The organism is Williamsia sp. Y712 (assembly GCF_059445525.1).
Genome location: NZ_JCAIUN010000002.1, coordinates 795,673 through 822,558 on the forward strand (window position 1 = coordinate 795,673; position 26,886 = coordinate 822,558).

Annotated in this window: 27 protein-coding genes; 4 read left to right on the forward strand and 23 right to left on the reverse strand. The window is 64.9% G+C overall.

What is annotated here, in order from left to right:
- Positions 1-3: 3 nt before the first annotated feature.
- Positions 4-1,560 carry a YifB family Mg chelatase-like AAA ATPase gene (locus AC1D75_RS18535; protein WP_495516765.1) on the reverse strand — a complete coding sequence of 519 codons (1,557 nt, stop codon included), beginning with the start codon at positions 1,558-1,560 and terminating at the stop codon, positions 4-6.
- Between the two features lies 1 nt (position 1,561).
- Positions 1,562-1,957 (reverse strand): YraN family protein, encoded by a 396-nt coding sequence (locus tag AC1D75_RS18540; RefSeq protein WP_495516766.1) that lies wholly within the window; start codon positions 1,955-1,957, stop codon positions 1,562-1,564.
- Positions 1,958-2,249: 292 nt separating this feature from the next.
- Between AC1D75_RS18540 and AC1D75_RS18545 the strand changes: the two genes are divergently transcribed.
- Entirely contained in the window at positions 2,250-2,864 is a 615-nt protein-coding gene (locus AC1D75_RS18545; RefSeq protein WP_495516767.1) for a Type 1 glutamine amidotransferase-like domain-containing protein, read from the forward strand.
- Between the two features lie 55 nt (positions 2,865-2,919).
- Here AC1D75_RS18545 and AC1D75_RS18550 read toward each other — a convergent pair whose 3' ends face one another.
- The 14 genes from AC1D75_RS18550 to AC1D75_RS18615 all read right to left on the reverse strand — a co-directional run bounded on the left by AC1D75_RS18550 (position 2,920) and on the right by AC1D75_RS18615 (position 11,499).
- Positions 2,920-3,243, reverse strand: coding sequence for a DUF2469 domain-containing protein (locus AC1D75_RS18550; protein ID WP_020107290.1), 324 nt, complete (start codon positions 3,241-3,243; stop codon positions 2,920-2,922).
- Positions 3,244-3,315: 72 nt separating this feature from the next.
- Positions 3,316-3,981: a ribonuclease HII gene (locus AC1D75_RS18555; protein WP_495516768.1), complete on the reverse strand. Its 666-nt coding sequence runs from the start codon at positions 3,979-3,981 to the stop codon at positions 3,316-3,318.
- 2 nt (positions 3,982-3,983) lie between these two features.
- Positions 3,984-4,850, reverse strand: a complete 867-nt coding sequence (lepB, locus tag AC1D75_RS18560; RefSeq protein WP_495516769.1) for a signal peptidase I — start codon at positions 4,848-4,850, stop codon at positions 3,984-3,986.
- 17 nt (positions 4,851-4,867) lie between these two features.
- The gene (gene rplS / locus AC1D75_RS18565) at positions 4,868-5,209 is read right to left on the reverse strand and encodes a 50S ribosomal protein L19 (RefSeq protein ID WP_495516770.1); all 342 of its coding nucleotides are present in this window, start codon (positions 5,207-5,209) and stop codon (positions 4,868-4,870) included.
- A gap of 94 nt (positions 5,210-5,303) precedes the next feature.
- Entirely contained in the window at positions 5,304-6,224 is a 921-nt protein-coding gene (locus AC1D75_RS18570) for a hypothetical protein (RefSeq protein WP_495516771.1), read from the reverse strand.
- Positions 6,225-6,233: 9 nt separating this feature from the next.
- Positions 6,234-6,668, reverse strand: a complete 435-nt coding sequence (locus AC1D75_RS18575; protein ID WP_495516772.1) for a hypothetical protein — start codon at positions 6,666-6,668, stop codon at positions 6,234-6,236.
- The gene (locus AC1D75_RS18580; RefSeq protein ID WP_495516773.1) at positions 6,665-7,663 is read right to left on the reverse strand and encodes a hypothetical protein; all 999 of its coding nucleotides are present in this window, start codon (positions 7,661-7,663) and stop codon (positions 6,665-6,667) included. Before AC1D75_RS18580 ends, AC1D75_RS18575 begins: the two co-directional genes overlap by 4 nt.
- Entirely contained in the window at positions 7,657-7,986 is a 330-nt protein-coding gene (locus AC1D75_RS18585; RefSeq protein ID WP_495516774.1) for a hypothetical protein, read from the reverse strand. The genes AC1D75_RS18580 and AC1D75_RS18585 overlap by 7 nt, the downstream gene beginning before the upstream one ends.
- Positions 7,986-8,333: a YbaB/EbfC family nucleoid-associated protein gene (locus AC1D75_RS18590; protein ID WP_495516775.1), complete on the reverse strand. Its 348-nt coding sequence runs from the start codon at positions 8,331-8,333 to the stop codon at positions 7,986-7,988. Before AC1D75_RS18590 ends, AC1D75_RS18585 begins: the two co-directional genes overlap by 1 nt.
- Positions 8,334-8,391: 58 nt before the next feature.
- Positions 8,392-9,153 (reverse strand): tRNA (guanosine(37)-N1)-methyltransferase TrmD, encoded by a 762-nt coding sequence (gene trmD, locus AC1D75_RS18595; protein ID WP_495516776.1) that lies wholly within the window; start codon positions 9,151-9,153, stop codon positions 8,392-8,394.
- A complete protein-coding gene (gene rimM / locus AC1D75_RS18600) occupies positions 9,150-9,674 on the reverse strand; it encodes a ribosome maturation factor RimM (RefSeq protein ID WP_495516777.1) in 525 nt (174 codons plus the stop codon). Before rimM ends, trmD begins: the two co-directional genes overlap by 4 nt.
- 14 nt (positions 9,675-9,688) lie before the next feature.
- Positions 9,689-9,931, reverse strand: coding sequence for an RNA-binding protein (locus tag AC1D75_RS18605; RefSeq protein WP_482139001.1), 243 nt, complete (start codon positions 9,929-9,931; stop codon positions 9,689-9,691).
- Positions 9,928-10,383 carry a 30S ribosomal protein S16 gene (rpsP, locus tag AC1D75_RS18610; protein WP_495516778.1) on the reverse strand — a complete coding sequence of 152 codons (456 nt, stop codon included), beginning with the start codon at positions 10,381-10,383 and terminating at the stop codon, positions 9,928-9,930. Before rpsP ends, AC1D75_RS18605 begins: the two co-directional genes overlap by 4 nt.
- A gap of 156 nt (positions 10,384-10,539) precedes the next feature.
- Complete coding sequence (locus AC1D75_RS18615) at positions 10,540-11,499, reverse strand: NAD(P)/FAD-dependent oxidoreductase (RefSeq protein WP_495516929.1); 960 nt, start codon at positions 11,497-11,499, stop codon at positions 10,540-10,542.
- A gap of 91 nt (positions 11,500-11,590) precedes the next feature.
- Here AC1D75_RS18615 and AC1D75_RS18620 point away from each other — a divergent pair, with 91 nt between their 5' ends.
- Entirely contained in the window at positions 11,591-12,163 is a 573-nt protein-coding gene (locus tag AC1D75_RS18620; protein ID WP_495516779.1) for a helix-turn-helix domain-containing protein, read from the forward strand.
- A gap of 7 nt (positions 12,164-12,170) precedes the next feature.
- Here AC1D75_RS18620 and AC1D75_RS18625 read toward each other — a convergent pair whose 3' ends face one another.
- From AC1D75_RS18625 to ftsY, 6 genes are all read right to left on the reverse strand, one after another.
- Positions 12,171-13,247: an amidohydrolase family protein gene (locus tag AC1D75_RS18625; protein WP_495516780.1), complete on the reverse strand. Its 1,077-nt coding sequence runs from the start codon at positions 13,245-13,247 to the stop codon at positions 12,171-12,173.
- A 14-nt stretch (positions 13,248-13,261) separates the two neighbouring features.
- A complete protein-coding gene (ffh, locus tag AC1D75_RS18630; RefSeq protein WP_495516781.1) occupies positions 13,262-14,848 on the reverse strand; it encodes a signal recognition particle protein in 1,587 nt (528 codons plus the stop codon).
- 4 nt (positions 14,849-14,852) lie between these two features.
- Positions 14,853-17,435, reverse strand: coding sequence for a [protein-PII] uridylyltransferase (locus tag AC1D75_RS18635; protein WP_495516782.1), 2,583 nt, complete (start codon positions 17,433-17,435; stop codon positions 14,853-14,855).
- 4 nt (positions 17,436-17,439) lie between these two features.
- The gene (locus AC1D75_RS18640) at positions 17,440-17,778 is read right to left on the reverse strand and encodes a P-II family nitrogen regulator (protein ID WP_495516783.1); all 339 of its coding nucleotides are present in this window, start codon (positions 17,776-17,778) and stop codon (positions 17,440-17,442) included.
- Positions 17,779-17,828: 50 nt separating this feature from the next.
- Positions 17,829-19,175, reverse strand: coding sequence for an ammonium transporter (locus AC1D75_RS18645; RefSeq protein WP_495516784.1), 1,347 nt, complete (start codon positions 19,173-19,175; stop codon positions 17,829-17,831).
- A gap of 232 nt (positions 19,176-19,407) precedes the next feature.
- Positions 19,408-20,904: a signal recognition particle-docking protein FtsY gene (gene ftsY / locus AC1D75_RS18650; RefSeq protein ID WP_495516785.1), complete on the reverse strand. Its 1,497-nt coding sequence runs from the start codon at positions 20,902-20,904 to the stop codon at positions 19,408-19,410.
- A gap of 153 nt (positions 20,905-21,057) precedes the next feature.
- Between ftsY and egtB the strand changes: the two genes are divergently transcribed.
- Both egtB and egtD read left to right on the forward strand, forming a co-directional pair.
- On the forward strand, positions 21,058-22,290 hold the full coding sequence (gene egtB / locus AC1D75_RS18655; RefSeq protein ID WP_495516786.1) for an ergothioneine biosynthesis protein EgtB: 1,233 nt from the start codon (positions 21,058-21,060) through the stop codon (positions 22,288-22,290).
- Positions 22,287-23,246, forward strand: coding sequence for an L-histidine N(alpha)-methyltransferase (gene egtD, locus AC1D75_RS18660; RefSeq protein WP_495516787.1), 960 nt, complete (start codon positions 22,287-22,289; stop codon positions 23,244-23,246). Before egtB ends, egtD begins: the two co-directional genes overlap by 4 nt.
- On the opposite strand, the gene smc is transcribed toward egtD, so the two are convergent.
- Positions 23,231-26,872, reverse strand: a complete 3,642-nt coding sequence (gene smc / locus AC1D75_RS18665) for a chromosome segregation protein SMC (RefSeq protein ID WP_495516788.1) — start codon at positions 26,870-26,872, stop codon at positions 23,231-23,233. The genes egtD and smc overlap by 16 nt on opposite strands.
- Positions 26,873-26,886: the final 14 nt, after the last annotated feature.

A 26,886-nucleotide genomic window follows, 5' to 3' on the forward strand; every position in this document is an offset into this window, starting at 1 on the left:
CCCTCAGTTGTATCCGCGGTCACGGAACATCAGTGCCTGTGCCACATGGTCTTCCGACGGCTCGCCCGCGCCGGCCAGATCGGCGAGCGTCCAAGCAAGTCTCAACGCGCGATCGGCCCCCCGGGCGGTGATGCGACCGTCTCGCAGGAAAAGTTCGATCGGACGGGTCACGTCTGGCGGCAGCCGGAACTCCCCTCGCCGCAGCACCGAACCGGGTACTTCCGAGTTCGTCTGCCAGCCTTGTCCACGCCATCGTTCCCGGGCCGCGCCGCGGGCCGCGATCACCCGCTCACGGACCTCGGCGCTCGTTTCAGCGGCACCGGCGGTCAGCGCGGCGTTGCCGGGCGGATCCATCCGGACCCTGATGTCCACCCGGTCCATCAGCGGACCGGACAACTTCCCCAGATAACGGCGGCGGGCTGTTGGTGAGCACACGCAGTCCACATCGTTGGCGGGCGCGCAGGGACAGGGGTTTGCGGCCAGGACGAGCTGGAACCGAGCCGGGAATCGCGCCACCCCGTCACGGCGGGCGACCCGAACCTCACCGTCTTCCAACGGTGTTCGCAGGGTTTCGAGCACCTTCACCCCGAGTTCGGCACATTCATCCAGAAAGAGAACTCCCCGATGTGCCCGAGACACCGCACCCGGTTTGGCCATCCCCGTCCCGCCACCGATCATCGCCGTCACCGTCGTCGAATGATGTGGCGCAATGAACGGCGCCTCGGTCACCAACGGATGATGCTCCGGCAGACCACCGGCAATCGAATGGATCGCGGTGACCTCCAACGCCTCCGACTCCCCCAACGGCGGCAGAATCCCCGGCAACCGACGCGCCAACATCGTCTTCCCGATCCCCGGCGGACCCGTCAGCAACAGATGATGGGCACCGGCGGCCGCGATTTCCATCGCATACCGCGCCTCATCCTGACCCACCACATCGCACAGATCCGGAGACACCGACGCCGACGCGCGCTGCACCGTTTCACACACCGTGTCCAGCACATTCGCACCCCGCAGCCACCCCAACACCTCCCGCAGGTGTGCCGCCCCACCCACCTCGATCCCCGAGACCAGCGTCGCCTCTGCGACATTCGCCAGCGGCACAACCACATACGCGAACCCCGCCTTACGCGCCGCGACCACCGCCGGTAATACACCCCGCACCGGCCGCACCCGCCCATCAAGGGCCAACTCTCCGATGAACACCGACTTCTCCAACAACGCCGACGGCTTGTCGGAATTCGCGGCCAACACCGCAAGCGCCAGTCCGAGATCAAAGATCGAGCCAGCTTTCGGCAGCGTCGCAGGCGACAACGCCAACGTGATCCGCCCCTCCGGCCATTTCTGCGCCGCACCACCGGACTCATCGGCAGAACCCTTGTTTGCTGCCGCGGTATTGGTGATCGCCGCCCGTACCCGATCCTTGGCCTCCTTCAAGGCCGCATCCCCCAAACCCACCAGATGCACCCCCGGCAACCCCTGCCCGATCGACGCCTCGATCTCGACCACGACCCCCTCGACACCGCTCAGGGCCACCGACCTCACCCGACCGAGCTTCACCTCAGAACACCCCACGCAGATGCGAAAACGTCGGCTGGTCCGCCGAATTCAACTGCACGGCGATCACGTCGAAACGCACCACCGGCCATCCCCGGTCCTGCTCGCGCAACCACAGCGCCGCCAGCCGCCGCATCCGCTTGTACTTCTCGAACGACACCGCTTCGGCGGCATCAGCGAACAACGACCCCGTCCGCGCCTTGACCTCCACCACCACCAACGCGATGCCGTCAACAGCGATCACATCCAACTCGCCGTAGCGACAACGCCAATTGCGAGCCACCACCACCCAGCCCGCATCTTCCAAAAACCGGACGGCCAGATCCTCACCCAACTGCCCGACCTCACGACGCGACAGCCTCGCGCCATCGCGACCCGAATGATCTCCCGACTGATTCATGAACCAACCATGACGACCACCACCGGCACACCACCGAAAAACCGGCCACAGAATCCTCTCCTGTGGACACAGAACCGAACTGTGGAAAGTCGGGGCTACTTGAGCTACGCCTCCGCGATGAGTTCACCCATCACAAAGTCGCGCGATACCAACTGCGATACCCAACCCACCTCCGGCAATCCGGCAGCACTGAACAGCGATGCTGCGGGCCTTCCGATGAACCCAGTTCACCCGTTGCGCCACAGGAGATCTCAGGGCGGACTGTCCGACGCAGTTGTGGCAGGCTGGTGACATGGCCGAACTATTGCTGGTCAGTCGATGGCTGGACGCCGTCCCCGGATTCCTGACGCCCCGGACCAAACCAGGCGCACGCATCGGCTTCGTCCCGACGGCGTCATCGATCTACACCGACCGCGGCTGGGTGGATTTCGACCGCGCAACATTGAGCGGTCAGGGCTGGGAAACGACCGAACTCGACATCGAGACAATGCCGGCGACCGACATCAAGGATGCGCTGACCTCCGTCGACGCCGTTTTCGTCTCCGGCGGCAACGTCTTCCACCTACTCGCGGCGATGCGGCGCACCGGCTTCGCCGACGTGCTCACCGAACACGTCCGTGCAGGTCTTCCGTATATCGGTGTGAGCGCGGGCGCCTGCGTTGTCGGCGCCGACATCGAACCGCTCGGCCTGCTCGACGACCCGACCGAAGCGAGCGGATTGCGCTCGACCGTGGGGCTCGGCTGGATCGATGAGGTCATCGTGCCGCACGCCGAAGGAATCGTGTCGGGTCGCGCGGTCATCGAGGAGGTCGCCCGCCGCTACGGCAAGCAATTCACGCTCCGTCTGCTCGCCGACGATCAGGCGCTGCTCGTCTCAGACGGCTCCCGGTCGGTGATCTCCTCCTGAGTTCATCCTTTGTGCGACAGCATATCCCGCAGACGCCGTGCGAGAAATCCCCCGACTAGTCGCCCAGAACCCCATCCTCGGGCAGCCGCAGATCCTGCTTCTCGAGTTCTTCGATGTTGACGTCCTTGAACGTGATCACCCGCACCTGCTTCACAAAGCGGGCCGGACGGTACATGTCCCACACCCAGGCGTCGCTCATGCGGACTTCGAAGTAGACCTCTCCGTCGGCGTTGCGGGGCACCATATCCACCGCATTGGCGAGATAGAACCGTCGTTCGGTCTCAACCACGTAGGTGAATTGACCGACGATGTCCTTGTATTCGCGGTACAGGGACAGTTCCATCTCGGTTTCATACTTCTCGAGATCCTCGGCGCTCATCCTGTAAGGGTAACGCGCCCGCACCACCTCACTGTGCACCGAGGACAACTATCAGGGCACCGAGGACAACTATCAGGGCACGCGGACGCGCATCCGCACATTGCGATACGACATCCGATGCTGGTCCGACGGCCCCAGGTCATCAAGACAGCTCATGTGCATCTGCGTGCTGTATCCCTTGTGGACCGCAAATCCATACCCGGGAAGCTCACGATCCATGGCGACCATGATCCGGTCCCTGGTGACCTTTGCGATGATGCTGGCGGCGGCAATACAGGCCGCTGCCCCGTCGCCGCCGATCACCGGAAGTGAGGGAGCGGTCAGACCGGGCACCAGAAAGCCATCGGATAGCACGTATCCGGGGCTGACCGGCAGACCTGCCACAGCCCGTCGCATGCCCTCGATATTGGCCACGTGGATCCCGATCCGGTCAATCTCATCGGCATCGACGATCACGGCCGACCACGCCAACGCATGACGGGTCACCGACTTGTACAGCTTTTCCCTGGTCGACTCACTCAATTTCTTCGAATCATCAAGTCCCGCGAGCGAAACCAGCTGAGTCGGCTTGAGAACACAGGCCGCCACGACCAGCGGGCCCGCACAGGCTCCGCGACCGGCCTCATCGACCCCGGCGACCGGCCCGAGTCCACTGCGATTGAGGGCGGCCTCGAAAGTCCGAAGGCCGGCCGCTCGTCGAATCGCCACCCGGGGTGGCCACTTCGTTGCCGCGGACATCGTTACTTCTGCGGGTTGATGGACTCTACGCTGCCGAAGCGGGAGAACGGGTAGATGATCAAGCGGACTTTGCCGCGAATGTCATCAACCGGAACCATGCCGTGCAACTGGTCATCCATGTGGTAACGAGAGTCGGCGGAATTGCCCCGATTGTCGCCCATGACCCAGACCTGTCCCTCAGGTACATCGAGCGGACCGAAATCGGGACCGAAGCACGAGTTGAGTTCGCCATTGGCGTCCAGGAGTTCCGCAGGCCGGAGCTCTGCGTTCTTGCGCTGCAGCTCCAGGTCGATGTACGGCTCGACCAAGGGCTTGCCGTCGACCTTGGCGCCGGTGCCATCGGCATTGTGGCACTCGATGCGCTGGCCGCCGACCGCGATCACACGCTTGACCAGATTGTTCTCGTCGGGCGGCGCGAAGCCGAACCACGACAATGCGTTCTGAGAGCCGCGGACCAAGGTGTTCGATGACCGAGGGGATTTCCATCCCAGATCCCACGACGATGTCGGCGCCTTGAAGACGACAACATCCCCTGGCTCGGGATCACCGAAGCGATAGGACAGCTTGTCGATCACGATGCGATCGTTGGTGCAACCGTCGCATCCGGTGAGAGTTGGCTGCATAGATTCCGAAGGAATCACATACTGCCGCCCGATGAATGTCTGCAGCACCCAGGTGAGCAGCAGCACACAGACGATGATGATGACGGTTTCGCGAAGCAGAGAGCCCTTTTTCTTGGGCTTACGGCCATCACCATCGTCCAGGCTGCGCCAGGGGCGCGGGGAGTCATCCGATTCGGACGGAATGTCGCTGGCGGGTTCGTTTCCGTAAGGATGCGAACCGTCAGGAGTGCGGGGGGTGTCGACCACGCCGCAAGCCTAGTGTGTCAGCGCTTTTCTTTGATCTTCGCGGCCTTGCCACGCAGGTCGCGGAGGTAGTAGAGCTTCGCACGACGAACGTCACCGCGGGTCAGGATCTCGAGCTTGGCCAGGTTCGGGCTGTGAACCGGGAAGGTGCGCTCGACGCCGACACCGAACGACACCTTGCGAACCGTGAAGGTTTCGCGGACGCCACCACCCTGACGACGGATGACAACACCCTTGAAGACCTGAACGCGTTCTTTCGAGCCCTCGATCACCTTGACGTGAACATTGAGGGTGTCACCCGGACGGAAGTCGGGGATGTCGTCGCGCAGGGACTTGTTGTCCAAGAAATCCAGAGTGTTCATATTGTCGGTCCAATCCTGTCGGCGTGAGCAGAGGAACCTAGCGGCCTTGCGGCTCGACTGGTTCGTGCTCTGATTCGTTTGTCTCCGCGACAGATCAGCGAACAGGAGAACCTGGTGGCTGACCGTCGATCGGCAACTGGTCAATTGTGCCAGAAGGACCCCGCCCGTGAGAAATCGCCTTGGTCAGCACCAACTCGCCCGACTCCCCTGGTGCCGGCGCGGCATGGACCACCACATCGAGTTCGGCCTCAGCTCCGGCCTTGGCGTGTGCGACGTCCGGTTTTCCGGCCATCAGGTCCTGCATGAAGATCTTGGCCCGGATCAGCGGGCGCCGAATGCGGCGTTCCCGGCGTACCGCCGCAGCCATCTTCTTCTCGCGCTTGGTGTAACGCCACCGCGCCCACGGAGAAGTCGGACGAGCCAACCGGATCGATCCGATGATCAGCAACGGGAAGATGAACAGCCCGATCAACCCGGTCCAGATCTTGCCCTTGAGCAGAACGATGCCGGTCAGTACCGCGACAACAACCAGGGAGACGCCCAATGCGACCAACGACACGACATCGCCGGTGTCGGCGTCGTCGATCTCGAAGGGGCGAAAACCCATCAGCAAAAGGCCCATGACCGCGAGGGCAACAAATACCGCATCGATCGACGCCCGGCCCTCTTCGGCCCAGTACACATCTCTCAGATAGAAGATGAGCGCGAACTCGTCGAGTACCAGCGCCGCCCCGATTCCGAACAGCCCGGCGAAGATCGACAGCACCACCTGCGAACCGTTGATCGACATCGAGATCAGGCCCAGGCCCGAGATCATCGTGAGCACGGTCCCGAACACGACGTGGTGAATGTGCATCCCGCCCGGAGTCACGTTGTTGAACCACCAGCTGACCTCGGCGCGGATCAGCCGGACACTGATTCGGATCCCGAGAAAGCCCAGGATGAATCCGACATACGCCACGAACAGCGGTAGTCGCCCGTTGTCGACGATGTTCTCCTGGAACCAGTGGGCCATTCGAAGAGGTTATCCCTCGATGTGATCGCGAAGGACATTTGCGACCAAAACGGTCGAACCGGTCGCGGCACACGCCTCGCAGACGAGTTCCCGCAGGCCATCGCGCCCTTTGCCGGCGATTCCGAACTCGAGGGCCGCGACGGCACGTGCCCGGCTGAACTCCGTCCGGTATTCCGACATCCGCCCCGCATGCCCAGCCGACAACGCGGCCCCATCCAGTCGGGCTCGCATCGATCCGACCGACAGTCGGTGGGCCGGCCCGACCGGCCGATTCGCTCGCCAATCGGTCAATACAGCGGTGATCACGCCATCGGTCGGAACCGCCGCGGCATCGAGCGCGGTAACGGTCAGGATCAGGCCGGCCCGACTCACCTGCCGCGGTTCGACACTATCGACCAGAGCCGCGACGCCTGATCCGAGCACATCGATGCGATGCGCGGTCACTGCCCGGAGTCCTCGTCGCTGCCGTCGCCGACGCCGAGATTCTGGGCTCCGCTCTCGGCGATCTCGGCGGCAACGTCAGGAGGCGGTGGCGTGGCGGCACAGACCGCCAACGGCTCGATGTCGCGGTCGGTGAAGTAGCTCATGATCGCGAGTTCGGGTGCGCGCCCATCGCCCACCACGACCTCGTGTGATTCCAGCGACGTACCCGGACGCAGGTATCCACCCAGTTCACTGGTCCCGACCACCACGACGTGGCGGCCGTCGCCTGCCGCACCCAGGCCGACCGCAAGCCGGATCCATGGCGCCACCTCCGGTGGCTGGACAGCGGCCAGGTGAGCTGCCCGGGAGCGCAGCATCGCCAGATCGATGTCGGCGACATCGTGGTCCGATCGATGGCCTGCGCCCGCATGCGCCATCCCGCCGGCCAACGCGCCGGCCATGGCCCCACCCATCGGGGCCATCATCGGGGCTCCCCCGGCGCCGGACTGGTTTTCGCCGCGTTCGGAATCACTCTTCGATGCCAGGTCGTCGGTGATCTCTCGGGTTCGCCAGTCGAGTTGTCCGGCGGCCGCAGTCATCACCCGGGCCGCCGCGTCATGTGCACCCGACAGCCTGGTGGTGTCGCCGGTCGCGGTCGCCACAACCTGACCTGCCAGCAGGTCTCGATCGGCGATCGCCGCGACGACGGTGAGCCGTTCCTGCGTCTCGGCGACCGCATCACCGTAGGCGTGCGTGGTGGTGGCATGGTGGGCCAGACGGTCGATCACGGTGGTCAGGTCGATGTCGACGATGCGGCGGGCCTGCTCCGTCATCGCGATCACCGCATGTCCGTCACCGGTCGCCGCGATCTCACGGGCCGCATCATCGAGGATGACCTGCACTTCTGAGAGGCGCTGCGCCAACGCCGAAAACCGCTCGGCGGCGAGATCAATTCGATCCGGATCTGTTGCCGGCCAAAGCTTTTCCAGCACCGCAGCAACGGGACCACTCAGCATTGCCGGGTTCCGAGCGCGTCGGCAGCCGCGGTGTCCACGTCGCCGAACTCGGCGGAGGCACGGGTGAGGTTGGCACTGAAGGCAAGGACGGATGACCGGACAGCCCGTAGTTCCGCCTCGGTCACACGGGCCAACGCGGACTGGGCCGAGTCGAACGCGGCACCGGTGTGGTGGCCGGAGCAGTCGCGCCGGAGATCACCGACGATCGCATCGACCTCTGCCAGGATCGCCTCGACCTCCCCTACCACCGGGGCGAGCCGGTGTACCGCGGCGGCCAGTGCCGCGTCGTCGACAAGCAGGTCACTGCCGGGTCTCTCGTCCATCACGCCCCCTCCCGCGCGGCGACCTCATCGAGATCCCGATAGTGCGGCCCCGGGTTTTCGACGATCTGCTCGGTCAGCTGGTTCCGTTGGACGGCAAGTTCGCCATCTGCTCTTGCGGCGAGTTCACAGATCAGGGACGACAACTGGTCGGCGCGATAGCGGCGCAGCGCAAGGGGTTCCAGACGCAGGTCGATCAGGGCGCCGCGGGCATTGGTGACCACTGTGACCAGTCGATCCGTCGAGGTCACCTCGACGGTCATCGTGCGCAGTTGTTCTTCGACATCGCGCAGTTGGGCCCGCTGCCGGTCGACTTCATCGAGCAGGGAATCCCATGCCCGTTTGCTCACCGCCACTGTCCTTGCGGATTCCGTACTCATCGCCACCCCCCAATGGTGTGCGGAGATCCTAACCCGCGCCGGACTCCGTCGGGTCGGGTGGCAGCAGATCGGGCGGCAGGAGATCGGGACGACGGGCACGGGTCCGTTCGATGGACTGCTCACGGCGCCAGCGTTCCTGTTTGGCGTGATCGCCACTGAGCAACACCGGCGGTACGTCCAGACCCCGCCACGACGGTGGCCGGGTGTAACTCGGCCCTTCGAGCAAACCGTCAGAGAATGAATCCTGCTGATGCGAGTTCGCATTGCCCAGAACCCCGTCGATGAGACGGACGGTGGCCTCCACCATGGCCATCACGGCCACCTCGCCACCGATGAGTACGAAGTCTCCGATCGAAACTTCTTGGACCCGAACACGTTTGGCTGCATCATCGATGACCCGTTGGTCGATGCCCTCGTAGCGGCCGCAGGCAAAGACGATATGCCGTTCTTTGCTCCAGGCGTGGGCCGTCGCCTGGGTGAACGGGACACCGGCCGGTGTCGGCACCACCAACAGGGCGTCATCCGGACAAACCTCGTCGAGGCAGGGACCCCACACCGTGGGTTTCATGACCATCCCGGGACCGCCACCATAGGGCGAATCATCGACGGCCCGATGCACGTCGTGGGTCCAGTCGCGGAGGTTGTATGTGTCGAGCGCGAGGATACCCCGGTCAATTGCCTTGCCGAGCAATGCCATTCGCATCGGCTCGAGGTACTCGGGGAAAATCGAGACGACGCCGATCCGAAGGGCCGGCTGTGACGTCTCCGCCGGTGAAGCCCCCTCGGTCACTCTGGATCCAGCAGGCCGTCAGGGGGGTCGATCTCGATGAGATCGGGACTCACCGTTGGGACGATCGCCGTCACGAACGGAATGAGGATTTCACGGCCGTCGGTCGTTGTGACCGACAGCAGATCGCCACCGGGCATGTGAAGAACGTCGGTGACAACACCGACATCGTCGCCGGACACGGTCCGGACCGGGGCTCCTTGGAGCTCATGATCATAGAACTCGTCGGGGTCGTCACCAGAGGAGACATCGTCGGTGTCGATGAGGAAGAGCGTCCCGCGCATGTCGGAGGCCGTGTCGCGGTCGGTGACCTCCGCCAGGGTCAGCAACAGCCGCCCGGAATGATTCCGGGCGGCCGTCACCGTGTAGTTGTTCTCGACAAACGTGTTCTTGCCGGTCGACTTGCGTCCACGAAGGACGCTGCCGACGGCAAAGCGTTCGCCGGGTTCATCGGTCCGGACGTCGACCACCAATTCACCGCGCACGCCGTGCGTTTTGGCTACGCGGCCGACAACCAGATCCATGTGTCTACTACCGATCAGCGATCGGTGTCGACGATGTCGACCCGCACACCCCGGCCACCGATACCGGTGACAAGCGTGCGCAACGCGGTGGCCGTACGACCGTTACGGCCGATGACCTTACCCAGATCCTCCGGGTTCACGTGAACCTCGACAAAACGTCCGCGCCGACCGGTGACGAGCTCAACGCGCACGTCATCCGGGAAGGCAACGATGCCGCGAACGAGATGTTCGACTGCGTCAGCGACAACGACACTCACTTGTCGGTTGCCTCAGAAGCGGGGGCCTCGGCTGCAGCCTCGTCGGCGCTGCTGTCGGCCTTCTTGGCGGCCTTCTTCTTCGGGGTGGTGGCCTCTGCAGCGGGTGCGTTGTCGGCAGCGGCGAGCGCGGCGTTGAACAGATCCACCTTCGACGGCTTCGGCTCGGCAACGCGCAGGGTGCCCTCGGCGCCCGGCAGGCCCTTGTGCTTCTGCCAGTCACCGGTGATCTTCAGGAGTGCGGCGACGGGCTCGGTCGGCTGTGCGCCGACTCCCAGCCAGTACTGCGCGCGCTCGGTGTCGATCTCGATGAGCGAAGGCTCTTCCTTAGGGTGGTACCGACCGATGGTCTCGATGGCCCGGCCGTTGCGGCGGGTACGCGAGTCGGCGACGACGATGCGGTACTGGGGATTGCGGATCTTGCCGAGGCGGGTGAGCTTGATCTTGACAGCCACGAGTTACTTCCTTCTATGGTCACATTGCAATTCAGCGACGTTTCGGAATTGAAACGCCCGGTTTTGCTGTTCGTGTGGTGTGACCGCCGGTCGGTGTTGAGCCGGGTCCGGCGAACCAGCTAGCCATTCTGCCAGAGTCGGGCCCCTGAACTGAAATCAAGCCGTCACCGACCGGCCCTCCCCGTCGCCGACAGCCAACCGGACTTCCTCCGCGATGAGGTCGGCGTTGATCTGGGCGCCGGCCATCGCTCCGGCGGCGGCCGCGGCGGACACCTGCGCCATCAGATTGGTGATGTTGCCTGCGGCCCAGACGCCCGGCACGGACGTCACACCGTTCTCGTCTGCCGGGATGTGCTCGCCGACACCCATCGGATGCTCCTGCGATTCGAGACCGAGGTCGTCGAGGAATCCTGCGCGGGCGACAAATCTCGGCGTCACCGTCAGTGCTTCCCGCTCGACGAACGTCCCGCCCGCGAGCCGGACGCCGGTGAGTTTGTCATCGCGTGACTCCACCGCGACCACCGCGCCTTCCACGACCTTGATCCCACGGGCCGACAGCGCGGCTGCATCCTCTCCGGACAAGCTCAGCGCGTCGTTGAGGAAAAGCGTCACGTCCCGACTCAACTGACGGAACATCTGCGCCTGATGGATCGCCCACGCGTTGACCGCGAGGACGCCGATCGCCTGGTCGCGCACCTCCCAGCCGTGGCAATACGGGCAGTGCAGCAGATCTTTGCCCCACCGCTCCCGCAACCCGGGGATGTCGGGCAATTCGTCGATCAATCCGGTGGTCAACAGCAGCCGGCGCGCGCGGACGGTCTGGCCGTCGGCAACGGTGACCGCAAATCCGGCATCGACGGTGCCGTCGACCTTGACGACCTCGCCGTCGGCCAGGTGGACGCCGTACCGGAGGACTTCCTCGCGGCCGATCCCGAGGAGCTCGGCCGGTGCAATTCCTTCCCTGGTGAGAAAGCCGTGCACCCCCGCGGCCGGCGCGTTGCGCGGAGCGCCGGAATCGATGACCAGGACCGATCGCCGGGACCTTCCCAGCATCAAAGCCCCGCTCAAGCCCGCGGCACCACCACCGACGACCACTACGTCGTATTCACTCTGCATCTGTTCAGTCATGTCCCCCACCCTGCGCTCCCCTCACGAATTCCGGCAAGTTTGTTTGCCATATCAGCAATTTTTGGCAGACTCTCCAGACATGGACGACGACTTGAACCAGGCCCTGACCGCGGTCGGCCCACGACTGCGTGCATTACGCCGCGACCGTGACATCACACTTGCCGACCTCTCCGCGACGACCGGCATCTCCGAGAGCACGCTGTCGCGGCTCGAATCCGGCGGCCGTAAACCCACACTCGAACTACTGCTGCCGTTGGCCAAGGCGTACTCGATCCCCCTCGATGAGCTCGTCGGCGCACCCCCGACCGGAGACCCGCGGATACATCTGCGGCCGATCAACCGCCACGGCCGGACATTCATCCCGCTCTCGCGACGTGCCGGGGGTGTCCAAGCGTTCAAACAGATCATTCCGCCACAGAACGTCCAGAACCCCGACCTCAAGACCCACGAGGGTTATGAGTGGTTGTACGTCCTGTCGGGACGAGTTCGCCTGATCCTCGGAGAACAGGATCTCGAGTTGGTGCCGGGCGAGGTGGTCGAGTTCGACACCCACGTACCCCACTGGATCGGCGCGATCGGGCCGGAACCCGCCGAAGTCCTCAACCTCTTCGGCGCACAGGGCGAGCGCGTCCACGTTCGGGCGCGCAGCTGAGCGCAGCTCAGATGACGTTGCCGCCACAGACGATGGTCTGTGGCGAACGCAGCACCGTCAGATCTGAGATCGGATCACCCGACAGCACAAGGACATCCGCGCGATCGCCCGCATCGAGGACACCGACTCCGAGCCAGCGGCGCGCCGAGCCGCAGGCAGCGTCGAGCGCCGCTCGCGCGCCCAGACCGATGTCGGCCAGCGCCACCACCTCGTCGACGATGCGACCGTGTTCGACGAATCCGCCCGCGTCGGTCCCGGCGTAGATGTCGACGCCGGCGGCGACCGCACTCGCAAATGTGGCCGGCGCATCGGCGTAGAGCTTGCGCATGTGTTTCTGGTACGCCGGGAAGCGATCGGCGCCGTCTGCGATCGACGGGAAGTTCTCCACCTGGATCATGGTGGGCACCAATCCGATCCGCTGCTCCGCCATCACCGCGATGAGTTCGTCGTTGAGGCCGGTGCCGTGTTCGATGCAGTCGATGCCGGCGCCGATCAGCCCGTACAACGCCTCGGTGCCGAAGACGTGTGCGGTCACCTTGGCACCACGATCGTGTGCAACAGAGATGGCGTCACGAAGCACGTCCTCCGGCCACAGCGGCGCCAGATCCCCGGTGTCGCGGTCGATCCAGTCCCCGACGAGCTTGACCCAGCCGTCCCCGGCCTCCACCTGCCTGGCCACCTCGGCGGGCAGATCGGTGACGTCGTCGAGGTCGACGCCGTAGTCACGCAGGTAACGCTTGGGACGGGCGATGTGCTTGCCCGCCCGGATGAACTGCGGGCATCTGGAATCGGCGTCGAGCGGATGCGTGTCCAGCGGCGATCCGACCTCACGGATGAGCGTCGCGCCGGCCCGGACATCCGCGTAGGCGAAAGCGCGGGCCTGCTCGATGGTCACGCCCAGCCCCGGTGCGATACCCACGTGATTGTGGGCATCCACCAGACCCGGCATGATCCAGCCACCATCGGTCACGGTGACCGCGCCCGGCAACGACTCGTACGAGATCACGCCGTCGGAAACCCAGAACTCGATCGGTTCCCCGGTCCCGACGGCGCGACCACGAAAGTGCAACCGCGACTGCACCATAGGTGTGATCCCGACTACTTCTTCTTGGGCCGCTGGAACTGGCTGACGTCGATACCATCGAGTCCCGGCGGCATCTGATCAAGGCCGGCCGGCATGTTCGACAGGTCAGGGAAGCCGGCAGGCATTCCACCGGGCATGCCGCCAGGGAATCCGCCCCGGACCTTCGGCGGGGTCGGTCCGCGACCGCCCTTCTTGCCCTTCTTGCCACCCTTTTTGCGATTCACCTTGCGGTTGGCGCCGGGCATACCCATGCGGCCTGCCATCTGCGACATCATCTTCCGCGCGTCGAAGAAGCGATCGACCAACTGGTTGACGTCACTGACCGTGACACCCGAACCGTTGGCGATGCGGGCCCGGCGAGATCCGTTGATGATCTTGGGGTTGTCGCGTTCGGCAGGCGTCATGCCACGAATGATGGCCTGCACCTTGTCGAGTTGTTTGTCGTCGACCTGAGAGAGCGCATCCTTCATCTGACCCGCACCGGGCAGCATGCCGAGCAGGTTCCCGATCGGGCCCATCTTGCGGATCATCAGCATCTGCTCGAGGAAGTCCTCGAGCGTCAGCTCACCCTGACTGATCTTGTTGGCCGCGTCCTCGGCCTGCTGCACGTCCCAGTGCTGCTCCGCCGACTCGATGAGGCTGAGCACGTCGCCCATACCGAGGATGCGGCTCGACATCCGGTCGGGATGGAAGACGTCGAAGTCTTCGAGCTTCTCGCCCGTCGACGCGAACATGATGGGACGTCCGGTCATCTCCCGGACCGACAGGGCGGCGCCACCGCGGGCGTCACCGTCGAGTTTGGTGAGCACCACACCGGTGAAGTCGACACCCTCGGCAAACGCCTCGGCGGTGGCGACGGCGTCTTGACCGATCATGGCGTCGAGGACGAACAGCACCTCATCGGGATTCACCGCATCGCGGATCCCCCTGGCCTGCCGCATCAATTCCTCGTCGATACCGAGGCGACCCGCGGTATCGATGATCACCACGTCGTGCAGCTTGGAAGTGGCTTCGGCGACACCGCCTTTGGCGACCTCGATCGGCTCGGCAAGACTCTCGGCGCCATCGTGACCCGAGACACCGAGCTCCCCGGTACCACCGATGTTCTGCCCCGGATGGGGTGCGTACACCGGCACACCGGCACGTTCACCGACGATCTGCAGCTGACTGACGGCGCCGGGGCGCTGGAGGTCGCAGGCCACGAGCATGGGCGTGTGCCCCTGCTTCTTGAGCCACGCGGCCAACTTCCCGGCGAGCGTCGTCTTACCGGCGCCCTGCAGACCCGCGAGCATGATCACGGTCGGCGGGGTCTTGGCGAACCGGATCCGTCGGGTCTCGCCACCGAGGATGCCGACAAGCTCCTCATTGACGATCTTGACGACCTGCTGCGCCGGATTGAGCGCCCCGGACACCTCGGCGCCCTTGGCCCGTTCCTTGATCCGGCTGATGAAGCCGCGGACAACGGGCAGCGCCACGTCTGCCTCGAGAAGCGCGAGACGGATCTCGCGACAGGTGCGATCGATATCGGCATCGGACAGCTTGCCCTTGCCGCGCAGATCGGTAAGGACACCGGCCAACCGGCCTGAGAGGGAGTCGAACATGCCCCTAGCCTATCGGGACACCGGATTTACCGGGTTTGTCGTCGTGCTCTCGGGGTGGCGCGGGTGGTGGTACCACTGCCAGGATCGCCTGTTCGAGCTGGTCACGGGCCTGTGAGCCGTCTCCGGGCAACCGGATACAGAACGAGTCGACCACCGATCCGCCCATCGTGGCGACCTTGGCCCAGGTGATGTTGGCGCCGTGACGCTCGAGAACATCGCTGACCCGGGCCAGCAGTCCGACCCGATCGCCGGCACGGAGTTCGAGGATGACACTGCTGTCGTCGTAGCCGTCGAACCAGATCACCTTCGGGGGTGCCTGTGCGAACAGCGCGGGCACCGCAGGCGACACGCTTCCGTCCGGAGGCGCCAGAGGCGCGCTGTCGCGTTCCTTGGCATCCAGTCGTGCGATCACATCGATCGCGCCTTCGACCGCCTGGATCAGTTGCTGGCGGAGCAATCCCACCTCGCCGGGATCGCCGAAGATCGGCGACACGAGGAACGTGTTGACCGCACTCCCGGCGTGCGTCTGCACGACCGCACTGAGCAACCGCAGACCCCGCAGCGACAGCACGCCTGCCATCCGGGACAACAAGCCCGGCTGCTCCGGCGCGATCATGGTCACGGAGAAGGTGTGCTGGTTGTCGGTGGACACCATCTCGACGCTGACCCCACCGGCCTCGGCGAGAGCGATCAGCTCTGGTGTCAGCGGATCAGGGGTGGACAGGTCGCCACCCTCCATCAGCCGCAGGCACCGCCTGACCAGTTCACCGATCAGCGATGCCTTCCAGTCACCCCAGACGCCCGGTCCGGTGGCCAGCGAGTCGGCCTCGGCCAGCGCCGCGAGCAGCTCCAGCAGGACCCGCGAGCCACCGAGCGTGTCGACAACGCTCTGCACCGTCGCCGGATCGTCGAGGTCGCGGCGGGTTGCCATCTCCGGCAGGAGCAGGTGGTAGCGCACCATCTTCGACAAGATCGCCACGTCCTCGGGCCACAACCCGAAGCGATTGCCCACCTGGTTGGCGAGTTCGGCACCGACAACGCTGTGATCGGCACCGCGCCCTTTGCCCAGATCGTGTATCAGGGCGCCCAGCACCAACAGGTCCGGTCGTGACACCCGCGTGGTCAAAGCGCTTGCGTTGGCCGCGGTCTCGACAAGATGCCGGTCGACGGTCCAGGTGTGGATGGGGTCTCGGGGCGGAAGGTCGCGCACCGCACCCCATTCCGGAATGAGCCGGCCCCACAGGCCGGTTCGGTCCAATGCCTCGATCGGCGCGATCATGTGTTCGCCGGATCCGAGCAGGACCAACAGATCGCTCAGAGCGTCCGCGGGCCAGGGTTCGCGCAGTTCCGGTGCAAAATCCGCCAGCCGGGCAAGTGTCGCTGCGGCCATCGGCAGTCCGGTCCGCGCCGACGCCGCCGCGACCCGGAGGATGAGTCCGGGGTCCTTGCTCGGGAACGCGTTTCGCGCCAGCGCCACTTCACCCTGGTGCTCGACAACGCCCTCGTCCAGCGGTCGCCGGATCGGAGATCTCCGCAGCTTCGACAATCCCTTGCGGGGCAAGGAGTTCGATGAGGTGCGCAAACCCACGTCGACGGCGTAGCTGATGGTGCGCGCACTGTCACTGATGGTGCGCGCCAACTCGAACCGATCGCCGATCCGTAGTGCGGCACCGATCTCGTCGGCGTCCTGCGCCCGTAGCTGTTCCCGTGGCCGACCGGTGATCCGGTGCAGTTCGGTACGAACGTCCAGCAAGCGCGTGTATGCCTGGCGCAGTCCACCACCGGGCGAATCCGGCCGCAGCGCGGCCATGCCGTCGGTCAGCTGCGCGATGGCCAACGCGTCGAGCATGTGCACATCACGCAGACCGCCGCGACCGTATTTCAGGTCGGGTTCGGCGCGGTGCGCGATGTCGCCACTGCGACGCCAACGGTCACGGGCCTGATCCACCAGACCGCCGAAGCGCGAACGGATGTCGGTACGCCACTGCTGGCGGACACCGCCGATCAGCAGCCGGGACAGGTCCTCGTCGCCTGCGATGTGCCGCGCCTCGAGAAGTCCCAGCGCCGCAGTCATGTCGGAGGCGGCAACCTGCAAGGCCTGCGACACCGTCCGGACACTGTGGTCGAGTTTGATGTGTGCGTCCCACAGCGGATACCAGATCTGATCGGCGACCTCGGCGACGACGGCGGGATCCATCTCGTCGTGCAGCAGGATCAGATCGAGATCGGAGTGGGGCAACAACTCTTGGCGCCCGAGTCCGCCGACCGCGACGATCGCAAACCCACTACCCGGTTTGATTCCGATCTCGGCGGCCTTGGTGGTGAGCCAGAAGTCGTGTAGGTCAACGAGCACCCGCCGCAGGGCGGGCGCATCGATGCGCTTGTTGCCGTCGGCGCGGGTGAGTAATTGTTTGCGTGCCGTGACAAGGTCTGTTGCCGCGGCAGGGGTCGCGTGAGACGGCTGCGGTCCTGCTTCCGAGGGTTCCTCGGAAGCAGGACCGCNNNNGGGGGGGGGGGGGGGGGGGTGTTTTTTTGTTGTTGGTTTTTCTGCGGAGACAGCCCCGCGACCGCCATTGAGAAATGGCACTGTCTTACAGGGCTTCGCTGCCGCGTTCTCCGGTACGCACCCTGATGACGGCTTCCACCGGGGACACCCAGACCTTGCCATCACCGATCTTGCCGGTGCGTGCAGCTTCGACGATCACATCGACAACCTTGTCCACTGCGGCGTCGTCGACAACGACCTCGACACGAACCTTGGGAACGAAGTCGACCGAGTACTCCGCACCGCGGTAGACCTCGGTGTGGCCCTTCTGGCGACCGTAACCCTGGACCTCGCTGACGGTCATACCGACAACGCCTGCTTGTTCCAGACCGGCCTTGACATCTTCGAGCGTGAACGGCTTCACGATCGCGGTAACTAGCTTCATTTGTTGTATCCCTCCATGAGGATCACTTAGCGAGATTGAGTTTGCAGGACTTAAGCGAAGTCATACGCGCTTTCGCGGTGATCCGTCTCATCGATACCAGTGTCCTCATCTTCGGTGGTGATCCGCCAGCCGAGTGGCTTGAGTGCGAACGCGATGATGGTGGTCATGACAGCGGTGAATGCGACTGCGACCAGTGCGATGACGATCTGGATGACCAGTTGCTTTCCGCCGCCACCGTAGAAGAGGCCGGTCTCGGAGGCCAGCAGGCCGATGCCGATGGTGCCCCACAGGCCGGCAACGAGGTGCACGCCGACGACGTCGAGCGAATCGTCGAAGCCGAGCTTGGTCTTGAGACCGACGGCAACAGCTGCGAGTGCACCGGCGATCACACCGAGGATCAGCGAACCGATCGGGGTCAGCGCGCCACAAGCCGGGGTGATGGCGACCAGACCGGCAACGATGCCCGATGCTGCGCCGACGCCGGTCGCGGACTTGTCGCGGATCTTCTCCACGACGAGCCAACCGATCAGACCGGCTGCGGTCGCGGCGGTGGTGTTGATCCAGACCAGGCCTGCCAGAGCGTCTGCGGTGCCTTCGGAACCGACGTTGAAGCCGAACCAACCGAACCACAGGATTGCCGCACCGAGCATGACGAACGGCACGTTGTGCGGGCGGTAGGCGGTGCGACCGAAGCCGACGCGCTTGCCGATGATCAGAGCAAGGACCAGACCCGCCATACCGGCATTGATATGGACAACCGTGCCGCCTGCGAAGTCGATCGGGGCAACCTTGGCAACGATGTCACCGTCGACGTCCTCCGTTCCGAAGATCCATGACGCGAAGCTGTCCTCGGCGTTCGAGAGCAGACCGCCGCCCCAGACCATGTGCGAGAGCGGGAAATACACGAGGGTGGCCCAGACGCCCGTGAAGACCAGCCATGTCGAGTACTTCACGCGCTCGGCGAGCGAACCCGAGATCAGCGCAACGGTGATCACCGCGAAGGTCAGCTGGAAGCCGGCCCAGACGATGGCTGGAACGTCTCCGAAGCCGCCGATGACATTCAACGTCTCGCCGTCGATGTCTTTGGTCTCCATCAGTTGATTGAGGCCGAAGAGCGAGAACGGGTTGTCGAAGATGCCCAGGATGTCATTGTCGCCGGTTGTCGACGACGAGAACGACATCGAGTAACCCCAGAGCACGTAGATCACGCTCACGACGCCGAGGGAGCCGAAGGACATCATCATCATGTTGATGATGGATTTCTGACGCGACAGGCCACCGTAGAAGAAGGCCAGCCCCGGTGTCATGAAGAGCACGAGTGCGGCGCTCGTCAGGACCCAGGCGGTCGCCCCGACGTCGTAGGGCGCAAACGCATCGTCTGGCAGTGCCAAAACCACTGTAAGAAACCTCCTAGAGTGCGCCGACGGCTCGGCGCCTTCAAAGAGATTGGCGGTCGAGGATTTCGTTTAGGGTCCTCTTAGGTTTCAGGCGTGTGAACCGCCACCCGATTCATGTTTCATCTATGTATACCGGCAGGAACTATGTTGATCAGAGTGCCGAACCGACGTTGATTTGTTGTGTGAGGCCGTCTCGAGTCGCGCGAACTCACACGATCTGAGCAGCGGCAGATCAGCCCAACAGAGCGTCGACGAACGCCTCCGGTTCGAACGGTGCAAGGTCATCGGCACCTTCTCCCAGACCCACCAGCTTCACCGGCACTCCGAGCTCGCGCTGCACATGGAAGACGATCCCGCCCTTGGCCGTGCCGTCCAATTTGGTCAGCACCACCCCGGTGATCGAGACGACTTCGGAGAATACCTTCGCCTGGGTCAGGCCGTTCTGTCCGGTGGTCGCATCAAGGACCAACAGCACCTCGTCGACGGCGGCCCGCTTCTCGACAACACGTTTGACCTTGCCAAGCTCGTCCATGAGTCCGGTTTTGGTGTGCAGCCGACCTGCGGTGTCGATCATCACCACGTCGACGCCTTCCTCGATGCCACGTGAGACGGCATCGAACGCGACCGCAGCGGGGTCTGCGCCTTCTTTACCGCGGACCACCTCGGCACCGACCCGCTCAGCCCAGGTTTGCAGCTGGTCCGCCGCGGCGGCTCGGAAGGTGTCGGCCGCTCCGAGCAACACCCGGCGGCCGTCGGCCACGAGAACGCGGGCCAGTTTGCCGGTGGTGGTTGTCTTGCCGGTGCCGTTGACACCGACCACGAGCAGGACGGACGGCTTGCCTGCATGCGGCAGTGCGCGGATCGAGCGGTCCAGGTTCGGTTCGATCTGTGCGATCAACACCTTGCGGAGCAGGGCCCGGACCTCTGCCGCCGAACGAACCGGCGCTTGGGCGAGTTCGGTACGCAACTGTTCGACGACTGCCATCGTCACCGATGTACCGAGGTCGGCCATCAGGAGCGTGTCCTCGATCTCTTCCCAGCTGTCCTCATCCAGGTCACCGGCACCGAGCAGGCCGAGCATGCTCTTGCCCAGTGCGTTCTGAGACCGCGACAGACGACCGCGGAGCAGGCCCAACCGGCCCGCGGTCGGGGCGATCTCGTCGAGCGCCGGCTCCACGACCTCTGGCTCGAGCTCAGGTTCCGGCGCCACGATCTCCGGTTCGAAGACCTCCGGTTCGACAACCTCCGGCTCGACAACCTCCGGCTCGACGATCTCAGGTTCGATGATCTTCGGCTCGACAACCTCAGGTGCCGGCGCGGCGGTCTCGGGCTGGGCGGTCTCAGGCTGCGCGGTCTCAGGCTCGGCGACCTCGGGTTCCGCTACCTCGGGTTCAGCTGTTTCCGGCTCGACGACCGGCGTCTGGGCAGCGGGCGGTTCGACGACCTCGGGCTCGGGCGCAACCTCTTTCGCAGGTGCACTCGGGACGTCCGGGGCCGGCGGTTCGGCAACCGACGTCCCGGACCCACCCTGGGTGAACGAGAAGCCCGAACCCGCCTGATAGCCGCCCGATTTGTCGACCTGCCTGGTGCCATCGGATCCGGTGATCTGATCTTCGCTGTCGCGCAGGGAGATTCGACGGCGACGAGAGACCACCAGGCCTCCGACCACCAGCGCCAACAGCAACACGGCAACTACAACAACGATCGCGATTACGGCACCTGAGTTCACCGGCCCAGTCTGCCAGAGGGGTTCAGAGCCGCACGTCCGGACACAGTTCAGGGAACGATGGCAACTGCACCGATGACCAGGATCTGGGCGTACGGTGATTGTCAGACCCTGCACCCATACTCGTTACGCCCTGACCACGACCAGGAGACGAACATGAGCATTTCGGTTGACCAGTCCGCTCTGACCACCAAGTTCCTCGACGTGCGCGGGCTCACCGACCGTCTCACCGCGGCACTCTCGCCCGAAGACCAGACACCTCAGTCGATGCCGGACGCCAGTCCGACCAAGTGGCACCGCGCGCACGTCAGCTGGTTCTTCGAGGAGTTCATACTCCGCGACCTCCCCGGATACACCGTCTACGACGAATCATTCCGCTATCTGTTCAACAGCTATTACGAGGCCGTCGGTGCCCGTCATCCCCGGCCGGAGCGAGGCCTGATCACCCGGCCCGGCGTCCTGGAGATCACCCGCTACCGCGAATACATCGACCGCGCCCTGACCGCTGCCCTCACCGAAGACCGACTCGATGACGCAGCGATCGCACTGGTGGAACTGGGCTGCAACCACGAGCAACAGCACCAAGAACTCGTGCTGATGGATATCAAGCATCTGCTCTCCACCCATCCGTTCGGCCCCGTGTACGTCGATCGGGCGTCTGAATCAACCGCATCGGCCCCTCCCCTGCGGTGGCAATCGATGGCCGGTGGGCTGGTCGAGATCGGCGCCGACGGTCGCGGGTTCAGCTACGACAACGAGGGTCCGCGCCATACCGTTTATCTGCACGATTACGAGATCGCCAACCGGCAGGTCACCAATGGTGAATGGCTCGAGTTCATGGCCGACGACGGCTACCGGCGCAGCGAGTTCTGGTTGTCCGACGGCTGGGCCCGTATCCAGGAGACCGGATGGACCGCACCGGGTTACTGGAGCAACGACGACGGGACCTGGACCACGTTCACGCTGTCCGGCCGTCGCCCGCTGGTGTTCGACGAACCGGTTGCGCACGTCTCCTTTTACGAGGCCGACGCGTACGCACGTTGGGCCGGTGCCCGCCTTGCGACGGAGTTCGAGTGGGAGAACGCCGCGGCCCTCACCGGCGGGCGCCGCGGCGGGCTGCTCGATCCGAGGCGATGTCACCCTTCGATCGCCACGGAGGCGATGGTCGGCGACGTGTGGGAATGGACGTCGAGTGCCTATCTCCCCTATCCGGGGTTTGTCCCGGCCAACGGCGCAGTCGGTGAATACAACGGCAAGTTCATGAGTGATCAGCACGTCCTACGCGGCGCAAGCGCTCTGACCCCGCGCGGCCATGAGCGGATCTCGTACCGCAATTTCTTCCCGGCACCCTCTCGATGGGTCCTCAGCGGCCTGCGGCTGGCCCGATGACCGGGTCGAACACGTCGGTGAATCCGGATCTGGTCGCCGACGCGGTGGTCGGCCTGTGGCAGGACCCGCCGGTCCTTCCGGCCAAGTGGTTGTACGACAAGCGCGGCAGCGAGCTGTTCGACGAGATCACGCGCCTGCCGGAGTACTACCCCACCCGACGGGAGACCGAGATCCTGCGAGCCCACAGCGTCGACATCACCCGGCAGTCGGGTGCCCGCACCATGATCGAACTCGGCTCCGGGACGTCGGAAAAGACCCGATTGTTGTTGCAGGCGTTCACCGATCGAGGCGGGGCGTTCACCTATGTGCCGCTCGATGTGAGCATCGAGATGCTCACCTCGGCTTCTGAGCAGTTGGCTGCGGAGTTCCCGGCCATTTCAGTCGAACCGCTCCATGCCGATTTCGGGGATCCGGCGCTGTCTCTGGCGCACCATGCCGGCCCGCGGATGGCGATCTTCCTGGGCGGCACCATCGGCAACCTCTACACCCGCGAGCGCGCCGACTTCTTTCGGCGGATCTCCGGGGCGTTGCGCCCCGGGGACTTTTTCCTGCTCGGCGCCGACCTGATCAAGGATCCCGGCCGACTCATCGCCGCATACGACGATCGCGCAGGCGTGACAGCCGATTTCAATCGCAACGTGATCGAGGTGTTGCGGACCGGACTGGCGGCCCGGGGCCTGTACGCGGACGACTTCGATCACATCGCGAGGTGGAACCCTGCCGAACACCGGATCGAGATGTGGCTGCGCGCCCGCCGCGACGTATCGGCCGAGTTCGGGACCATCGAACGTAGCTGGGAACTACCCAAGGGTGCCGAGATCCTCACCGAGATCAGCACCAAGTTCGATCTCGACACCCTGCACGGCGAGCTCGCGGCTGCAGGCCTCGACCGTCACCACACCTGGACCGATCAGGCCGGAGACTTCGCAGTGCTGCTCAGTCAGGTCGCTGCCTGACCCGCTTCGACGGTCGTCGGCGCGCCGAGATCTTGGCCCCGCATCCGCTGCGAGATCACCGTGGTGATGCCGTCGCCCTGCATGCTGACGCCATAGAGGGCGTCGGCCACCTCCATGGTCGGCTTCTGGTGGGTGATGACGATCAACTGCGACTTCTCGCGTAGCTGCTCGAACAGTGTGATGAGCCGGCGCAGGTTGGTGTCGTCGAGCGCCGCCTCGACCTCGTCCATCACATAGAAGGGCGACGGGCGGGCCCGGAAGATTGCCACCAGCATGGCAACTGCGGTCAGCGACTTCTCACCACCGGACAACAACGACAGGCGTTTGACCTTCTTGCCGGGTGGACGGGCTTCGACCTCGATGCCGGTGGTGAGCATGTCCGACGGATTGGTCAGGACCAGGCGTCCCTCACCGCCGGGGAACAAGGTCTTGAAGACCTCGACGAACTCGCGTTCGACGTCCGCGTAGGCCTCGGTGAACACCTGCAGGATCCGGTTGTCGACATCCTGCACCACGTCGAGCAGGTCTTGCCGCGCCTTTTTCACATCTTCGAGTTGCGTGGACAGGAAGTTGTAGCGCTCTTCGAGTGCGGCAAACTCTTCCAGCGCAAGCGGATTCACCTTGCCAAGGGTGTTCAGATCCTTTTGGGCCTTCTTGGCCCGCGCGGCCTGGGTGGCACGGTCGAACGGGATCGGCGTCGGTGCGACCACCGTCTCGCCGCGCTCCTTGGCCTGGTTGTACTCGGCGATCTCCAGCTCCGTCGGCGGCAACGCGACGTCGGGCCCGTACTCGGCGATGAGATCGTCGGGGCTGATCGCGAAGTCGTTCATGATCTGCTCTTCGAGCTGCTCGATCCGCAGCGACACCTGAGCCTTGGCCACCTCGTCGCGGTGTACCGCATCCTTCAACGAGGCGAGCTGCGCACCGACCTCGGCTGCAGACTTCTTGACCACGTCGAGATGTTCGGTTCGGGTCGCACGCTCACGCTCGAGTTCGTCGCGATACGACTGGGCCTGTGCCACAGCAATTTCCAGTCGCGCGGCGATCAGTTTTCCCAACTCCAGGGCAACCTCCGCGACCTCCGCGGCGTGGGCGCGGGCCTTGTTCTGCCGTTCTGCGCGTTCCCGTGCCTCCCGCTCGGCGCGTGCGGCCCGGCGCAGCGAATCGGCCTTGCCCCGAACCGAGGCCAGGCGCTCCTCGGCACTGCGTAGGACGAGACGGGACTCCATCTCAACGGCGCGGGCCTCGGCGACTGCGGCAGCTGCCGCATCCCGCTCGGTGTCCGGCAGCTCACCGTCGCCGTCTGGATCGCCGCTCTCGTTGCGCGCCATGTGCAACCGCTCTTCGGCGGCCGCGAGTGTGGCGATCGCCTCGGTGCGGCTGTCCTCGACGCGGGCGCGTTGTGATGCCAGACGTGCCGATTCCTCTTGCGCCGCACGGGCCGCCTGACCGAGCCGGGCGAGCTGTTCGTAGATCGCACCGAGCTGCGCATCCGATTCGTGGAGCGCAGCGAGTGCCTGTTCAGCGGTGTCCCGGCAATCCGACTGTTGGGCCAGAGCGCCGGACAGCGCGGCCATCAACTCTTCGCTGCGTCGACCGGCCTGCACCAGATCGCTGCGGGCGGCGTCGATCGCGGACTGCACCTCGATGGTCGACGGCCGTGCACCGGTGCCGCCGCTACGCCATCCGGCACCGATCAGATCGCCGTCGAGCGTGACGATCCGCAGCGAACCAATATGCGGTACAACCTGTTTCGCGTCCGCGACAACCAGTTCCGCAATCTCGACAGTGTCGGCGACAACGGTATACCCCAGCAAGAGCTCGACAGCACCGTGCAGCGTCTCGGGGACCGAGACCACCTCGAGCGCCCACCGCGCGCCGGCAGGCAGGGCCGCATTTCCGCGACCGGTCGGTTCCACACCTCCGATGAGCACCGAAGCCCGTCCACCCTCGTTCTCCCGCAGCGCCGACAACGATGCGCGGGCCTTGGGCAGGTCAGCGGTGGCAACCGCGTCGGCGGCCGGACCGAGTGCCGCGGCGATGGCGGGTTCGAAGCCCTCCTCGACGCGCAGTAGTGAGGACATCGGGCCGAGCAATTCGGACGAGCGGTGTTCCATCAGCCAGGCACCACCGTCTTTGCGCTCCAGACCGACTGCCAACGCATCGATCCGGGCCTTGAGAGAGGTGACCCGTTGTTCGGCGGCGCGCTCGGCAGCCTGTAGTTCGGCGACCCGTTCGTTGGCCTGGTTGAGCGCAGCGACACTGCGCTCGTGGTGTTCGTCCAACCCCAGCTCGGAGGCATCGAGATCGGCCACCGTCGCCGACGCGGCATCGAACTCCTCGCCGGCCGATTCGGCGCGGGCCGCCGCGTTCTCGATGGCGGCACCGAGGCGTGCCGTTTCCGCGTCGATCGTCTCGACCTTGGTGCGCAGGTTGTCGACCTGGCCTTCGAGTCGCGCCAATCCCTCACGCCGGTCGGCAACAGCCCGGACGGCCGCCATGTGTGCACGTTGCGCCGCAGCTGCCTCTTCCTCCAGCTCGGCGAGGGCTTCCTTCGCCCCGTCGAGCTGCATTCCGGCCTCTTCGACGGATTCGGTGAGCGCGGTCTCCTCGGCAGCGGCGGCCTCTGCCTGACGGTCGAGTTGTTCGGGATCACGACCCGAATCGGCCCGAATCGGTTCTGCCAGATAGCGGCTGCGCTCTGAAGCGATCCGGCAGGTCGCTCCGACCCGCTCGGTAAGCGCGGACAACGCAAACCAGGCCTGGCCGGCCTCATTGGCCGCCGGAACGATCTGCGCCAGGGACTTCTCGTTGTCGTCGACCTGGATCTGCAGTTCGTCGAGCTGTGCGGCCAGCTCGTCCTGTTGCCTGCGCAGTTCGCTTTCACTGGTCTGCTGCTCGGCCAGTTCGCTGCGCCGGATCACCAGGTCGTCTGCGGCGAGCCGAAGTCGGGCATCGCGGAGGTCTGCCTGGACCGTCTGCGCGCGGCGGGCGATCTCGGCCTGCCTGCCGAGTGGTTTGAGCTGACGGCGCAGCTCCGAGGTCAGGTCGCCCAGTCTCGACAGGTTCGCCTGCATCGCGTCGAGCTTGCGGACAGCCTTTTCCCGGCGTTTGCGGTGTTTGAGCACACCTGCGGCCTCCTCGATGAAGGCTCGGCGTTCCTCTGGCCGGGATTCGAGGATCGAGGCGAGTCGTCCCTGTCCGACGATGACGTGCATCTCACGGCCGATGCCGGAGTCACTGAGCAGTTCCTGGACATCCATCAACCGGCAGGAACTGCCGTTGATCTCGTACTCGCCGGCGCCGTCGCGGAACATCCGGCGTGTCACCGACACTTCGGAGTAGTCGATGGGCAGAGCACCATCGGAGTTGTCGATGGTCAGAGTCACCTCGGCACGACCAAGCGCGGCGCGGCCCGATGTTCCGGCGAAGATGACGTCTTCCATCTTGCCGCCGCGCAATGCCTTGGCGCCCTGCTCACCCATCACCCAGGTCAGGGCATCGACCACGTTTGATTTGCCGGACCCATTGGGCCCGACGACACAGGTGATCCCCGGTTCGAAACGCAGGGTGGTTGCCGACGCGAAGGACTTGAATCCCTTAAGCGTCAAGCTTTTGAGGTGCACAGCGCCTCAGCCTA